General features: G+C 67.4%; 6 protein-coding genes. 1 reads left to right on the top strand and 5 read right to left on the bottom strand.

Translation table 11 applies throughout. The annotated features are described in order from the left end of the window. Positions 1 to 11 precede the first annotated feature (11 nt). Complete coding sequence (locus VFV19_07670; GenBank protein HEX4824177.1) at positions 12 to 359, top strand: cupin domain-containing protein; 348 nt, start codon at positions 12 to 14, stop codon at positions 357 to 359. 67 nt (positions 360 to 426) lie between these two features. Here VFV19_07670 and VFV19_07675 read toward each other — a convergent pair whose 3' ends face one another. The 5 genes from VFV19_07675 to VFV19_07695 are packed head-to-tail and all read right to left on the bottom strand — an operon-like array spanning position 427 to position 15,373. Continuing rightward, the gene (locus VFV19_07675) at positions 427 to 7,569 is read right to left on the bottom strand and encodes a thrombospondin type 3 repeat-containing protein (protein ID HEX4824178.1); all 7,143 of its coding nucleotides are present in this window, start codon (positions 7,567 to 7,569) and stop codon (positions 427 to 429) included. 42 nt (positions 7,570 to 7,611) lie between these two features. Then, positions 7,612 to 9,807 carry a putative metal-binding motif-containing protein gene (locus VFV19_07680; protein ID HEX4824179.1) on the bottom strand — a complete coding sequence of 732 codons (2,196 nt, stop codon included), beginning with the start codon at positions 9,805 to 9,807 and terminating at the stop codon, positions 7,612 to 7,614. Between the two features lie 12 nt (positions 9,808 to 9,819). Further along, entirely contained in the window at positions 9,820 to 12,033 is a 2,214-nt protein-coding gene (locus VFV19_07685) for a putative metal-binding motif-containing protein (GenBank protein HEX4824180.1), read from the bottom strand. A 17-nt stretch (positions 12,034 to 12,050) separates the two neighbouring features. Beyond that, positions 12,051 to 14,723 (bottom strand): hypothetical protein, encoded by a 2,673-nt coding sequence (locus tag VFV19_07690; GenBank protein ID HEX4824181.1) that lies wholly within the window; start codon positions 14,721 to 14,723, stop codon positions 12,051 to 12,053. Further along, complete coding sequence (locus VFV19_07695) at positions 14,720 to 15,373, bottom strand: hypothetical protein (protein ID HEX4824182.1); 654 nt, start codon at positions 15,371 to 15,373, stop codon at positions 14,720 to 14,722. The genes VFV19_07690 and VFV19_07695 overlap by 4 nt, the downstream gene beginning before the upstream one ends. Positions 15,374 to 15,455: the final 82 nt, after the last annotated feature.

Genomic DNA, 15,455 nt, shown 5'->3' on the forward strand with positions numbered 1-15,455 from the left:
AGGAGGCTGCGATGTATCACATGGTGAATCCGAGCGAACGGCCGGCCGGCGCTCTCGCCGCGGTCGCCTTCGAAGGCGAGCGCTACGGCGCGGGCGTGTCCTACTTCCGTGGCGAGCTACCGCCGGGGAAAGGGCCGGGGCTTCACCGGCACCCCTACCCCGAGACCTGCATCGTTCTCGCGGGGCGGGCGGAGATGGTGGTCGACGGTGAGAGGCTCGTCGCGTCCGCCGGCGATACGGTCGTCATCGCGACGGGGACGCCTCACGCGTTCGTCGCGATCGGGGACGAGCCGCTGGCGATGGTCGCCGTCCATGCGTCCGATCGCATCGTCATCGAGTGGCTGAGCGAGCAGCACTAGAAAAAGAGAACCGGGCGGCACCCCGAAGGGCACCGCCCGGTTCCCTCCCCCACACGACCTTCCCTGACTAGGAGCCCTGGCAGGCATCTCCGATGCCGTTGTGGTCGGTGTCCGCCTGGTCCGGATTCGAGACGTTGGGACAGTTGTCGCAGGAATCGCCGACCTGATCGCCGTCGAGATCCGCTTGATCCGCGTTCGGCACGGTCGGGCAGTTGTCCACCGCGTTCGGAACGCCGTCGTTGTCGAGATCGCTGTCGCAGGCATCGCCGATCCCGTCGTGGTCGAGGTCGGACTGGCTCGGGTTCGAGACGCTCGGGCAGTTGTCGCAGTCGTCGCCGTGGCCGTCCTGGTCGATGTCGGACTGCGACGGGTTGTAGATCGTCGGGCAGTTGTCGGCGACGTTCGGCACGCCGTCGGCGTCGTCGTCCGGAGCCGGCTGCGGGCAGTAGGCGTCGTTGGGACGCTGCGACCCGTTGCTCTCCTGTCCGAGGCTCGACTCCGTGCACGTGCCCTCGTCGCGGGTGACGAGGTAGTAGAAGACCATGCCCGGCGCCGGGACGGCCGTGTCGGTCACGGTCGTCGCCGGATCGAGGTACGCGAAGCAGACCTGGTTGTAGCTCCAGGCGCTGCCGGTCGTCAGCGATCCGCGGTAAACGTTGAACGGACCGGGCTCGGTCTCCGCCGACCACGTGATCGCCGTTCCGCTCAAGCCCTGCGAGACGAGCACCGTGTCGCCGACCGGCTGGCTGCCGTTGACGACGTCGGCCGGGCAGCTCCCGTTCGATCCGGAGCAGAACTCCGCCGGGTCGCAGGCCGCCGAGGACGGACGGCACTGGACGGTCGACGGCTGGAAGGCGTCGAGACAGGTGTTGCTGTCGCCGGCGCAGTGGTCGGCGCCGTCGCACGGGCCGCCGTTCGAGGTGCCGGTGCAGGCGGTCGTCGACGGTGCGAAGGCGTCCGCTGGGCACGTGGCGCTGTCGCCGGTGCACGATTCGGCCACGTCGCAGTCGCCCGCTGCGGCGCGGCAGACGGTCGACGACGGGAGGAAGGCATCGGCCGGGCAATCGACCGAGGTGCCGGTGCAGCTCTCGGCCTGGTCGCAGTCGCCTGCCGCGGCGCGGCAGACCGTGGTCGCAGGCTCGAAGGAATCGGGCGGGCACGTGGCACTCCCGCCGGTGCAGCTCTCCACCGCGTCGCACGGTCCCGCCGAGGGCCGGCAGACGGTGGTCGCCGGCGCGAAGGCGTCGGCCGGGCATGCGGCGCTCGCTCCGGTGCAGCTCTCCGCGGCATCGCAGTCGCCCGCGGACGGACGGCAGACGGTCGTCGCCGGTGCGAAGGAATCGGTCGGGCAGGTGCTGCTCGACCCGGTGCAGGTCTCGGCGACGTCACAGGCTCCTGCCGAGGGACGGCAGACCGTCGTGTTCGGGGCGACCGCATCGGCGGGGCACGCCGCGCTCGCTCCGGTGCAGACCTCGGCGACGTCGCAATCGCCCGCCGAGGGGCGGCAGACGACGTTGGCCGGAACGAACGTGTCCGCGGGGCATGCGGTGTTCGTGCCGTCGCAGGTCTCGGCGACATCACAGGCACCGCCCGCGGCGCGGCAGACGGCGCCCGAGTTCGCGGCGACGTAGCTGCACGAGCCGTCGTGCGGGTTGCACGAATCGGTCGAGCAGATGCTGCCGTCGTCGCACGACTCCGCCGCGATCGCGACGTGGCAGCGCACTTCGTCGGCGCCGATGTCCGGCGTCGTCGCGTTGCGGAGATCGCCGTCGACGTCGTTCGTGACCGCCGCGATCGGGGTGCCGACGTTCTCGACCGGCGTGGCGCCGCCCGAGACGTTGATGTGCAGGTCGGTCGAGGAGACGAACTGCGGGTTGGCCGCGAGCGAGCTCACGTCCTTGCCGGTCGCCGTCTTCCACGCCGTGAGGTCGAGCTTGTCGTTCGTGGCACCGGCGGACCCGAGGTGGCCGACGAGCGGCGTCCCGAGACCTCCCACGTAGTAGTCGTTGAAGTCGATGCTCGTGAACGCGGTGTTCGCCCCCAGCGAGTAGATCGCAAAGCTCTGGTCGTTCGCCCCCGAGAGCGAGTTGTCGTACGTGTTCGACAGGACGTTGTCACGGATGTCGAGAGAGGTGACCGAGGAGCTGGCGATGAACAGCGCGGCGGAGGCGCCGGTGGAGGGGGAATTGAGGCCGGGGTGCGACCCGAAGAGGTTGATCGAGTTCGAGTAGACCTTGTAAGTGTTCCCGGCGTCCAAGCTGATCCCGAAGGGCCAGCTCTGGTTGGAGGTGTTCTGGTTGCAGTAGATGTCGCTCACCGTGTTGTTGGCGATCGTGAGGTTCGCCGAGGCGGATCCGTTCACGGTGATGCCGCGAGCCCCGCTGTTCCCCGTCACGGTGGGGTTGTTGTTGACCACCGTCTGGATCCGGTTCCCCGACACGGTGACGCCGGTCGTGTTGGCTCCGACGAAGATGCCGACGATCGAGTTGGTGCCGCCCGCGGCGGCGCTTGAGGTCACGTTGGTGATCGTATTGTTGGCGACCGAGCCGCCGGTGACGACATTGTTCAGGTAGATCCCGCCCGCACCCGTGTTCGTCGCGGTGAGATTGCGCACCACGTTGCCGGAGATCGTCACGCCGGCCACGCCCTGGACGAAGATCCCGTTCAGCCCGGTATTGTCGGCCCCCGAGGTCAAGGGGCCGATCGTGTTGTTCGAGATCACGAGGCCGTCGACCGTCGCCGGGAGGGCGGTCGCGCCGTTCACGTAGATCCCCTGGTAGACCCGGCTGATGAGGTTCCCCTGGATCGTGACGTTGTCGTTGTCCGCGCCCACCGAGTTGAGCACTGGCCCGGAAACGGTGGCCCCGGAGAGGTTGATCCCGTAGACCCCGACGGTGGTGGCGCCGCCGACGATCGTCAGGTTCTTGATCGCATCGTTCGTCGCACCCGCACCCGTCCCGAGAGACGTCAGTGTGATCGTGGACGAAAGGTTCGCGGTGCTCGTGTTGCTGACCGTCAGGCTGTTGCCGCCCGAGTTCAGCCCGTCGAAGGTGACGCGGTCAGCACCGTTCAGCCGGATGAGCGCCCCGGCGATGGAGCCCGAGACGGTGCGGGCCGCGCCGCCGCCGGGCCGGAACGTGACGGTGTAGTTGCTGGCGGGGGGATCCTCGACCCACTCGCCGAGGGCGTTGGCGCCCGTCTCGGCCGTGGAATCGCCTTGGATCTCGACGACGTAGTTCCCGGTGACGACGTTCGCGTTGATCGTCGCGAACGCGCCGCCCGCGTTGGTCAGCGACGTGTAGGTGCAGCCGGTCGGGCACACGGACTGCGTGCCGGTCAGCGACATCGGGACCACGTAGTTGTTGATCGTCCCGCCGATCGGGAACGCCGCCGACGTCAGCGCAACGCTCGAAGGCTGTGCCGCGAAGGTGCCCTGGTAGATGCCGACGTTCGGCGTCGCCACCGTGTCCTGGGCGACGACGAAGTACTGGATGACGTCGCCCGCGCTCACGCCGCCCGCGTTGAGCAGCGAGTAGTCGATCGTGAACGTAAAGGGCGAGCCTCCCGTCCCGGCCGCTTCCGTGTACTTCCATCCGGTCGCGTCGTTCGGGTCGGTCGACTTCTTGTAGTAGACGCGCGGACGGAGGCCGACGGCGGTCTCGACGCCGGTCCGATCGGTCGCGGTCGCGGTGAAGGATCGCGACGTGACCGGCGGCAGCGCCTCCCGGCCGAGGAACGTGTAGGCGACGGCGGGTGCCGTCAGATCGACGTTCGTCCCGGCGAACTCGTCGGCGCCCACGTCGGGCGTGCCGCCGCGGACGTCGCCGTCGAAGTCGTCGGTGATCCCTGCGACGGTGACGCCGCCGCTCTCGAGCTGCGTGTTCGAGCCGGGCGTGATGTGCAGGAAGCCCGGATCGGAGCCGAGCGTGCTCACGAACGGCGGGTTCTCCGAGAAGGACGCGGCGTCACGGGGTGAGACCGCCGACCAGAAGGCGCCCATCGTCGGGTAGGCCGTCGTGCCGTCGAAGTAAACCGTCGAGGCGAGGAAGTCGTTGTTGTTCGAAGCGGCGTCGTAAGAGGCAAGCGGCAGAAAGTTCCGCCAGAGGCCCGTGGCCATCCCGGTGCCTTGGGGCGTGGACGCGTTGACGAGAACGTTGTTGCGAAGCGCCAGGGTCGGCGTCCCGAACCCGTTCGTCGCGAACACGGCGGCCGTCGAGAACGGCGAGCCCGAGCTCGTGCCCGCGAGGTACACCGAGTTGAAGCTGAAAGCCGACGTCGTGCCGTCGGTGGAGGCGAGCCCTCGGATCGTGGGCGTGGAGCCCGACGTCGCAGCCGGCGCGCGCAGATCGCCGACCAGGTTGTTGTAGACGCTGACGATGTTTCCAGCCGAGCTGACCCCCGCGACCGTGCCCGACGCCGCGGAAAGCTGCAGGTCGTAGATCTTGTTGTCGAAGAACGTTCCGTTGGACACGCCGCCCGTGACGTTCACACCCGTGACGTTCGACCCCGCGAAGTCCGCCGAGAGCGTCTTGACGGTGTTTCCGTTGACGGTCGCCGTCGTCGCCACCTGCTGAGGGTTCGAGTCCCCGACGCTGATGCCGATGACGTTCGCGGCAGCGGTGGCGGACGCGGCGCTCAGATTGCTGACGTTGTTCGAGGTCACGCTCATCGTGAGCGCTTGGCCGAGGTTCGAGGGTGTCGCGAGATGGATCCCCCTCAACCCGGTGGCACCGGGGTTCGTCGAGGTGAGGCCGCTCACCGTGTTCGACGTCACGGAACCGATCGGGTTGTTTCCCGTGTCTCCATTCACCAGGATTCCCGTGATGGTGCCCGCGCTCGTAAAATTGGTGATCGTGTTGGACGTGATCACCGGCGCCTTACCGCCGTTCACGGTGATGCCGGTAAGGGATCCCGTGGTGCCGCCGCCCCAATTGCTGCACGTGTTGTTCTGAATCGTCTTGAGCGGGCCGTCGAGGTTGCTCAGACACGTGCCGTTGCTCGCCCCGGCGAGCGTGACGTTCGAGAAGTTGTTGTTACTGTTGCTCGCCGTCTGGCCGTTCGGCGCGATGGCGATGGTCACCGCCAAACCGAACATGTTGCCGGACGCGCCGAGCCTGGTGAAGGTCCCGGCGATCGAGTTGTTCGTGATCGTCTGAATGCCGGTCGAGTTCCCGACGAGCGAAGCCCCGACCCGGATGAGCGTGGTCTGTCCCGTGGTGTTCACCGACAGGCTCGTGAACGTGTTGTCCTTGATCGTCTCCGTGGTGAACGTGCCGGCCGAGGCATTGATGTAGTCGTTCGAGTTCGACGAGGCGACGGCGTAGCTGATCCCACGGAAGTCGTTGCGCTGGATTGAAAGCGCCGGCCCCGCGGCCGCGCCCCCGCTGTTGAGGATGCCGGTGAGAGCGCCGCTCGTCGCCGCCGTGTACGACACGAAGCCGCCGGTCGCGTCGCCGAGCTTGTTGTCGTCGAGGTTGATCGCTGTGGTCACGCCGGCGCTCTGTTCGATCCCGCGGAACGCGCCGGAGGCGGCCGTCAGGGTCATCTCGCGAACCGTGTTGTTCGTGATGTTGACGGTGGCCGCCGCGACGCCCGAGATGATCCCGTCGCTCGTGGACGTGCCACGAGTCGTATTCGCGATGATGCTGTTGCCCGTGATGTTGATCGTGCCGGTGCCGCCGGCGTTGGCGATCCCCTGGAAGATGGACGCGCCCGAGCCGTTGTTCGAGCAGTTCCGAACCGTGTTGTTGGTGATGGTGATCGTCGTGCCCGCCGCCGTGCTCAGGATCCCGTTGAACGTCGTGGCCGCGGTCGTCGTCCCGGCGACACCGAGCTGGATGGAATTCGCGGTCGTCGTGCTGCCAATCGTGTTACCGCTGATCGTGGGGTTGGAGCCGGCCGTCTCGATCCCGTGGAGCGCCAGAGCGACCGTGACGGTCGGGTTGCTGACCGTGATGCCTCCGACAGCGTTGTTCTGGATGCTCAAGTTGGTCGACGTCGCGTAGATCCCGTCGACCAGCCCGTTGTTCGTGGTGGCGTTCGACGTGACCGTGATCGCACCCGTCAACGACGAAGACCCCACGACGTTGGGGGTGGTCGCCCCGATGTTCACCGCGCCGCCGAGGACGCTGATCCCCGCGAAGATTCCGGGAGACGTCGCGGAGGCGCTGGTCGTGGTGAAGGAGATCGCGGTGACCGTGTTCCCCTGGATCTGGGAGACGGGGGCGGCTCCCACCGTCAGCTCGATGCCGCGGAAGAGGCTCGCAACGGCGCCGCCGTACGTCGTCGTCCCCGTGCCGGCGGAGGTCGCGTAGCCGACCGTGTTGTTCGAGATGCTGTAGCCGCCGCCGGTCGAGGTGACGATGTTGATCGCGCGCATCGTGACCGCCGCGGTCGGGGTGCGGGTTGCGGTCTGGAAGAACCGGTTCCCGCTGATCGTCCACGAGGCGCTGCTCGCCGCGATGAAGATCCCGTTCGAGTTGGCCGTCGCGCTGAAGTAGTCCTGGATGTTGTTGTTCGTGATCGCGGTCCCGGTGTTGAAGGCCGACCCGGACGAGTAGATCGCGTTGACCGGGAGATTGCCTCCCGACGACGTGATCGTGTTCCCCGCGATCGTCTCGTTCAAGTTCCCGGTCGACGTCCCGGTGGAGACGACGATCGTCCCGGAGGCCGTCCCCGTGTTCGCGCCCTTGACCGTGCAGTTCTGCACCGTGTTCGCGGACGCGTCCGCGATGAAGCGGATCGTCGACGCGGTCGCCGTGCTCGAGTTCTCGATCGTCAGCGCGTTCCCGCCGCTGTTCAGGCCGTCGATCACGACGTTGTCGGCGCCGTTCAAGTCGACGAGCGCCCCGGCCACGTTCCCCGAGATCGTGCGCGCCGCACCGCCCGCGGGGGAGATCGTGACCCCCGTGTAGGACGCGCTCCCGGAGCCGCTGGCGTTCAAGACCGCGCTGCCGGCCTCGGTCGAGTCGCCGCAGATGTCGATCGTGATCGTCCCGGTGTAGCTCCCGTTGTTGATGTCCGCGAACGCGGCACCGAGCGTGGCGTATCCCGCGGGGCCGATGAGGCCGCCGGTGGATTCGAGCTCGATGGGGCCACCGGGCAGGGACTCACAGGTCCCTGGGGTCGCCGCCGCTTTCCCCGCCGACAGACCGAGCGCGAGGAGGACGGTAAGAAGCCAACTGAAAGTCGAGACGCGAGACGATCGCATGACAGATCCCTTTCCGGGGGGGTCGAAGTGCCCCCTAGCCAACTAGTTGGGGCACGAATACAAGCTCGTTCCGATTTCTTGATCGCGCGTGCTGTGCTGCGAGGGGACTCCCTCGTCGTAGGCGCCGAGTCCCGTGCAGCCGACCGCCCGCATCAGGAAGAACTGTCCGTTGCCGGCGGTCGGGCTTCCGGGCAGGGTCATCGAGGTGCCGGCGACGTCGTTCCCATAGCAACTGGCCTGAGTCAGGTTCGTGTAGTGGCCGCCCGCGGCCCGCAACTCCCCGAGGTCACCGGAGATGATGTCGTACTGGATCGCGTTGGGCACCGCGTTCCATGACATGGTGACGTTGCCGGCCGACTTCGACATCGTCAGGGTCAACGGCCCGGTCGGGTGCGGGACGCCGTCGTCGATCCGACCGTTGCAATCGTCGTCGATCCCGTTGCAGGTCTCCGTCGTCGCGCCGGTTTTCGTCGGATCCGAGTCGAGGCAGTCGCCCGCCCTCGTGATGTAGCCGGGAGGAGGGAATTGGCCGGCGCACAGGTTCAGCTCCGTCGTCGGATCGCCGTAGCCGTCCCCGTCGGCGTCGAGGTAGTAGTCGGTCGTGGGGAAGCAGTTGAGGTCGACGGTCGCGGCGCTCACGCCCGGATCGAGATAGACGTTGATCGCCAACGTGCCGGTGTGGGTGAGTGCGAGAGCCCTGCCGTCGGAGTTGCCGAACTGGACGAGCCCCCCGGCCTGGGTCTGCGGCCTGAACACGCCCGGTGAGACCTGCAGGTTCTGGCCCTGTCGAAAGACGAGGAAGAGGCCCTTCGTCGGCGTCCACGCGACGACCGCCCCCGAATTGTGGCCCGGAAAGACGTCGGGGCCCACGAGGTCGCAGGGGAAAACGAAACCGAAGTCGCTGAAGTCCGTGACGTTCGCGATGATTTGCTGACACATCGATCCGTTCGAGCCCTGGACCTGCGTGATGCCGGCGCGTGCGACCAAACTCAAGGAGCCCGGGGTGCCGCGCCAGATGCCGTTGTCGTTGGTCGGATTCTCGGTGCCGCCGGTCAACGTCGCCTGGAATGCTCCGACGCCGGCGTCGGTCACTTGGTTGAAGAAAGGGCTGAATCCCCTGAACACCGACGTGGTGCCGGGGGCCGGAGCCCCTTTGCGCGCGAGGAGCGCGACAGCACCGGTCGTGTCCGCGATGAAGATCCCCTGGTCGTTCGCCGAGGTGACGTCGCCTCCGGAAAGACTCGTGACGAACTCGAATCTCCCGCTGCTCGTCATGCCGCTGCTCGGCAGGCTGAAACCGCCACTGAACACCGCGCCCGTCGTCCCAGGCGCCGGGTCCCCTTCGCGCAGGAGGAGCGTGTTCCCCGAACCCGGGGTGTAGAGCCACAGCGACTCGTCGTTGGCGGTCGTGACGCCGGCTCCCGCCAGTTGCAGGCTGTAGATGATCCGGTCTCCCGCCATCTGCACGCTCCCGGATAATGCGGCGGCCGTGACGCCGGGAAGCATCGTGTCGCCCAGGCGCACCGCGATCGTGAGCGCGCCGGGTGTCCCCGTGTACACCGCGAGGTTGTTGGTCGTCCCGTTGACGTCGCCTCCCACGAGCGGGACCACGAACATCACCCGGCCGTTGCGATTGATGCCGTCGTACTGGGTGATGACGGTCGGGGCGCTGACAGGGATGAAGTCGCCGAAGAGCGCCCCAGAGGTGCCCGGCGCAGCGTCCCCCTCCCTCGCGACGAGAGACAAGGAACCTGCGAACCCGCCGAAGATGGCCGTATCGCTCGTCGCCGGAAGGTTGTGCGCGGCGTTGGTGAGACGGCTGGCGAAGAGGCTCCGGCCGTCGGGGCTGATTCTGACCGCATCGCCACCGATGCCGGAGTTGCCCGCGTTGTTGACCAAGCTGAGCCCCGGAAGACCGGGTGCCGGATCGGCCGATTGAGCCACCACGGACAGGTCGGCGGACGTCGTCCCTTGGAAAAGCGCCCGGCTGTTCGCGCCTGTGATCTGCGGTCCGGCCATGTTGGAGAGGAACAGAACCGTGCCGTCGTCGGCCAGCACCGGAAAGCCGATCTGCGACCCGAACGTCGTGAACAGCGGCATCCCCGGAACGGCGCCGTCGGTGTAAGCGAGCACGTTCCCGTGGTTCGTCACGAGCGACAACGGATCCGTCGCATGGGCCGCCGTCAGTAGCCCCAGCAGCGCCGCGGCTCCGAGACCGAACCTGAGTCCCTTGGTCATTTCAACTTCTCCTTAAGGGCACGCATACAAGCTGGAGCCGATTCCTTGATCGCGTGTGCTGTGCTGAGAGGGAACCCCTTCGTCGTACGAGCCGAGCCCCGTGCAGCCGACCGCCCGCATCACGAAGAACTGTCCATTGCCTACGGCCGGGCTTCCGGGCAGGGTCATCGACGTGCCGGAGACGTCATTCCCCGCGCACTGGGCCTGAGTCAAGAACTGGTAGCCGCCCGCGCCCCGCAGCTCCCCGAGGTCGCCGGAGATGACGTCGTACTGGATCGCGTTGGGCACGGCGTTCCACGACATGGTGACGTTGCCGGCCGACCTCGACATCGTCAGGGCCAACGGCCCGGTCGGGTGCGGGACGCCGTCGTCGATCCGCCCGTTGCAATCGTCGTCGATCCCGTTGCAGATCTCCGTCGTCGCGCCGGTTTTCGTCGGATCCGAGTCGAGGCAGTCGCCCGCCCTCGTGATGTAGCCGGGAGGAGGGAACTGGCCCGCGCACAGGTTGAGCTCCGTCGTCGGGTCGCCGTAGCCGTCCCCGTCGGCGTCGAAGTAGTAGTCGGTCGTGGGGAAGCAGTTGAGGTCGACGGTGGCGACGCTGATGCCCGGATCGAGCCCGACGGTCATCGCCAACGTGCCGGTGTGGGAGAGTCCGAGCGCCCTGCCTTCGGTGTTGCTCATCTGAAGAGAGCCAGCGAAGATCTGCGGCCTGAACACGCCCGGCGAGACCTGCAGGTTCTGGCCCTGCCGCCAGACGAGGAAGAGGCCCTTCGTCGGCGTCCACGCGACGAGCGCTTTCGAATCGTGGCCCGGAAAGACGTTGGGGCCCACGAGATTGCACTGGACAACGAAACCGTAGTCGCTGAAGACGATGGGGAGCGAGACGAATTGCTGGCACGTCGATCCGCTCGGCGCGCCCGGGACCTGCGTGACGCCGGAGCGCGCGACCAGGCTCACCGAGCCCGGTGTGCCGGCCCAGATGCCGTCGGCGTTGGTCGCGTTCACGGTGCCGCCGGTCAACGCCCCTGTGAATATTCCGACGCCGGAGCTGGTCACGAAGGTCTGGAAGACGTTGAAGTTCTTGAACGTCGCATCGGTGCCGGGAGCGGGAGCTCCCGTGCGCGCGAGGAGCGTGGCAGCACCGGTCGTGTCCGCGATGTAGACCGCCGAGTCGTTCGTCGCGCTGGTGTCGCCGCCGGCGAGACCCGTGTAGAACGTGAATCTCCCGTTGCCCGCGACCGCGGTGGCGGCCAAACTGAAACTGCTGATTCCGGAGCTGTCGGCGAAGACCGCGCCGGCCGTCCCGGGCGCCGGATCTCCTTCGCGAAGCAGGAGCGTGTTCCCCGACCCGGGGGTGTAGAACCAGAGCGACTCGTCGTTGGCGGTGGTGACGCCGGCTCCCGACAGGACCAGGTTGTACAGGATCCGGTCGCCCGCCATCTGGTTGTTCCCGAAAAACGTGTTGCCGTACAAGGAGAACCCCGCGGCCGTGACCGGGCCGGGGAGCACCGTGTCGCCCTTGCGCACCACGATCGTGAGCGCGCCGGGCGTCCCCGTGTACAGCGCGAAGTCGTTGGTCGTTCCGACGACGTCGCCTCCCACGAGGGTGGCCGGGAACATCACTCGGCCGTTGCGATTGATGCCGGTGAACTGGGTGGTGAGACCCGAAAAGTCACCGAACAGCGCCCCCGCGGTGCCCGGTGCGAGGTCCCCTTCCCTCGCGACGAGCCCGAGGGATCCGGCGAACCCGCCGAAGAGGGCGGTGTCGCTCGTCGCCGGAAGGTTGTTGCTGGCGTTCGTGAGCCAACTGGCAAAGAGCGTCCGGTCATCGGGGCTGAATCCCACGCTGCCGCTCAAGATGCCGGAGGTGCCCCCGCTGTTGACCAGGCTGAGGCCGGGAAGACCGGGTGCCGGATCGGACCACTGAGCCGCCGTGAACAGATCGTTCGCCGTCGTTCCTTGGAAAAGCGCCCGGCTGTTCGCGCCGGTGATCTGCGGTCCGGCCAAGTTGGAGAAGAACAGAACCGTGCCGTCATCGGCCAGCATCGGATTGTCCATCCTCGACCCGAACGTCGTGAACAACGGCATCCCCGGAACGGCGCCGTCGGTGTAAGCGAGCACGTTCCCGTGGTTCGTCACCAGCGACAGCGGTTCCGTCGCGTGGGCCGCGGCCAGGAGGCCCAGCATCACGGAGGCGCCGAGACCGAGCCTGAGCCCCTTGATCATTCCCTGTCTCCTCGTGGTCATGGGCAGGCGTAGGGGGACGCGGCGATCCCCGCGTCGCGCGACGCCACCTGCGAGGGCGCACCCGAGTCGAACGACGCCGCGCCACCGCAGTTCGTGGCGCGGACCAGGTACCAGTAGCCGTCGCCAGGATCGGGCGTATCGGCGTCGTCACGGGAGGTCTGGTTCAGGTCGTCTTCGAGGCAGGCGTCGGTGGCGGCGCTGAAGTCACCGCCCCTCGACCGCAGCGTAGAGAGCCTGCCGCGCACGATGTCGTAGCCGGTGGCGTTCTCGACGGCATCCCACGCGATGCGCGCCGTCCCCGGCAGCGTCTTGTCCGCGGAGAGGACCGTAAGATCCGTGGGAGCCGCGGCGCTGCATTGACAGAGACCGAGCGTGTCGCCCTGCAGGATCGCGGCGTTCATCCCTTGGGGGAAGCTGACGGTCTGCGTCTGACCCGCGTGGCAGACGAGGACGGTTGGGATCTTGACGACCCAGGGGGTGTATCCGTACTGCGAGACCATTTGGCCGACGATCGTCTTGCCGTCGCCCGACACCGCGGTTGCGGCCAACGGGAACGCTCCGGTCGTGCTGATCCCCTGAGTGCCGAACAGTTGATTCAGATCCGACCAGCGCAGCCCGCTCGTCCAGATCGCCGGCCCGATGATCCCCACTTGGGTGCCGGTCGCGTACCCGGTGACGACCTCGTGGTCGTCGCTGATCCCGTTGGTGACGCCGCCGTCTTGTGCCGGCAGGAGGCCGAGCCGCTCGACGCCGGTCGGCGCGGTGGCGTGATAGCGCCACGCCTCGCCGCTGGTCGCGGAATTGATCGAGCCGACGACGTACTGTCCGTCGCGCGACACGTCGAGGGCCTCGCCCACGGACTGCGTTCCATTCTTGATGAAGCTCGCGGTGCCGTTTCTCCACTGCACGGCACGCCGGAGCCCGGTCGAAGCTTGGTCCCAGCCGACGATCACGCTGCCGTCGTAGTTGACGGCGTTGGCCCGCCCGGGCTGGTCGAAGGTGTCGATCTTCGGGAGCGCGACGGTGCCGCCGGCCTGGGTCCACTTGAAGCCGCGGGTCGTGGCGGCGTAGCACCCGGCGGCGCCGTAGGAGAGCCCGACGACCGTGCTGCCGTCACCGGAGATGTCCTGAACGCTCGTGTAGAAGGGAGCGCCGAGGTCGTTGCAGGGAACGCCTCCGGGGACCGGAGGAAGCGGCGTCCAGGCGCCGTTCTCGAGAATCGCGGCCTTGATCGTGCCGTCGCTGTCGACGATGTTGCCGACGATCCGCTTCCCGTCGTCGGAGATCCTGGCCTTCGTCACGGCCCCGCCGATGTCTTCGAACGCACCCGAGTTCAGGTCCCAACGGAAGCCGCCCCCGGGATGGGCTGGATCGGAACCATCGATGAACCCAACCACCACGGATCCATCCGGGGTGACGTCCGTCGGGATTCCGGGTGCGCGCGGGGTCGGCTGAATGAACTCGGGCGCGCCGGGAAACCGGTCGAACGTGATGTTGGCCGTCACGGGCGCCCCCGGCCTGACCTGCACCGTCGTCCAGCTGCAGCGGTTGTCGGTCGATCCGTCGGCGCTTTCCATCTCCCCGTTGAAGTACTCCTCGGGGCCGGGGAGCACGATCATCGGTGGCACGGCAAAGGCGCCGTTCAGCAGGTTGTCGACGTAGAGGACGTAGCTCGCGCCCGGGGTCAGGTCATTGAACGTGAACGTGCCGTCGGGACCGGCGTCGCCCTTGCTGATTTGCCCCGAGATGTAGGACGAGCAGTCGTTGAAGGGGTCGGCGACGTTTCTCGCGATGACGTTGACGCCGGTGACGCGGTTCCCCGAGGCGTCGAGGATCAGCCCACGGATCGTACCGCGCTGCTCGGGATACCCCGGCGCGGGATAGATATCGGACAGCGCCGACCGGTCGTCGAGGCGATCGACGGTGCCCATGTACTCACCGGTCCCGCCGGGCTGGGGGTCGCTGAAGGGGTACATCGTCTCCACTTGCGTCACGGACGGCCCTCCGGACCACGGCGCCGCACAACCGGTGGGCTGGGCAGGGTCGAGGAGCTGAGGGTTCTCTGCAGCCCCGTTGGCCTGGGAGTGCCCCAGGTTCAGCGCGTGACCCATCTCGTGCGTGACGACGCCCTGGAAGCCGATGCCGTTCGGGTCGGTCGGCTTGATGCCGGGGCCGCTCAGGACCATCCACGCCTCGAGGATCTCCGGCGAATCTTGTGATGACGTGTACTCGATGTTCGTGATGCCGAGGACGGAGGTCGGGTCGACGCCGAAGAAGTTCGTCAGGATGCTGCCGTCCGAGTCGTAAACCACATCGATCCCGCCACCGTTGTAAGTGCCGATGACCGATTCGATGTTCGAGCCGTCGATGTTGGGGAGACCGATCGACGCGAAGTCGCCGTTTACGGCGACGCGCATGCTCGAGGTCGGAACGCTCGACCACTGGTGTGCGGCGATTTGCACCATCTTGCTCACGCGGTAATTCGGGATCGGGCCGAGATTCCCGAGATCGGTGTAGAGGGGAACGCGGTTGTTAGGCCAACGGGTGAAGTTCCAGTGGTAGGGGATCCGGTTTTGCGGATCGAACGTGTACAAGGGCCCGCCGGCGAACGCCGCCGTCGCGAGGACGGCCGCAAGGACGGCGAGCGCGGATCGACGGAGCGCGGTCATCGGCCGCTCCTCGGCAACGCGGGCTTCACGTCGGCTCTCCGCATGCGCCCGTTCTCGACCCAGTGCTCGCGCACGGCCTTGCGCAGGAACGACAGGAATGTGTCGGGGTTGGCGGGTCCGCCCGCCTTCATCATCTGCTTCTCGTTCTCGTTGACGAGGCCGTTGTCGAGCTGAACGCCGCGGAACAACCCTTCGTTGTTCGTGTCGTTGGCGACGCGCCCCGGGCCGAGCTTGAACTTGCCGACCGTGACGCCGGCCGGCATGCGGAAACCGGTCCACTTCGCCGAGGGACGGAGCATCAAGACGACGTCTTCGCCGACGGCGTACTTCGGGAAACCGGGAGGCGCCGGCATCATCGTCCGCTTGCCGTCCCCGACGGGGCGCGGCTTCAGGAGACCGAACTGCCGGAACTTGTACTCGTCCCCGAGCGTGCCGCGGATCGACTCCGTGACCTGGAGCGTGATCTCCGTGTACGGGATGCCTTTCTCGTCGAGGCCGTCGGTCACGTTGGCGACCTTGCCGACCACGATGTCTTGGGACTGCTGGAGAAGCTCCACGATGTTGTTGTCGTGGCCCGTGAGCGTCATCGCCCGCGCGCCGCCGATCCCGGCGGCCAGCACGGCGGCGAGAACTACCGCTCTCCTCGTCATCCGGTACCCCCCTTTTCGAGCCGCGGAAGACGATTCCGCGGCGAGCGCCCTTGGTTTACGACGCGGCCGGGGGTCGATCCAT

This window comes from Candidatus Polarisedimenticolaceae bacterium, from assembly GCA_036275915.1.
Lineage (GTDB): Bacteria > Acidobacteriota > Polarisedimenticolia > Polarisedimenticolales > DASRJG01 > DASRJG01.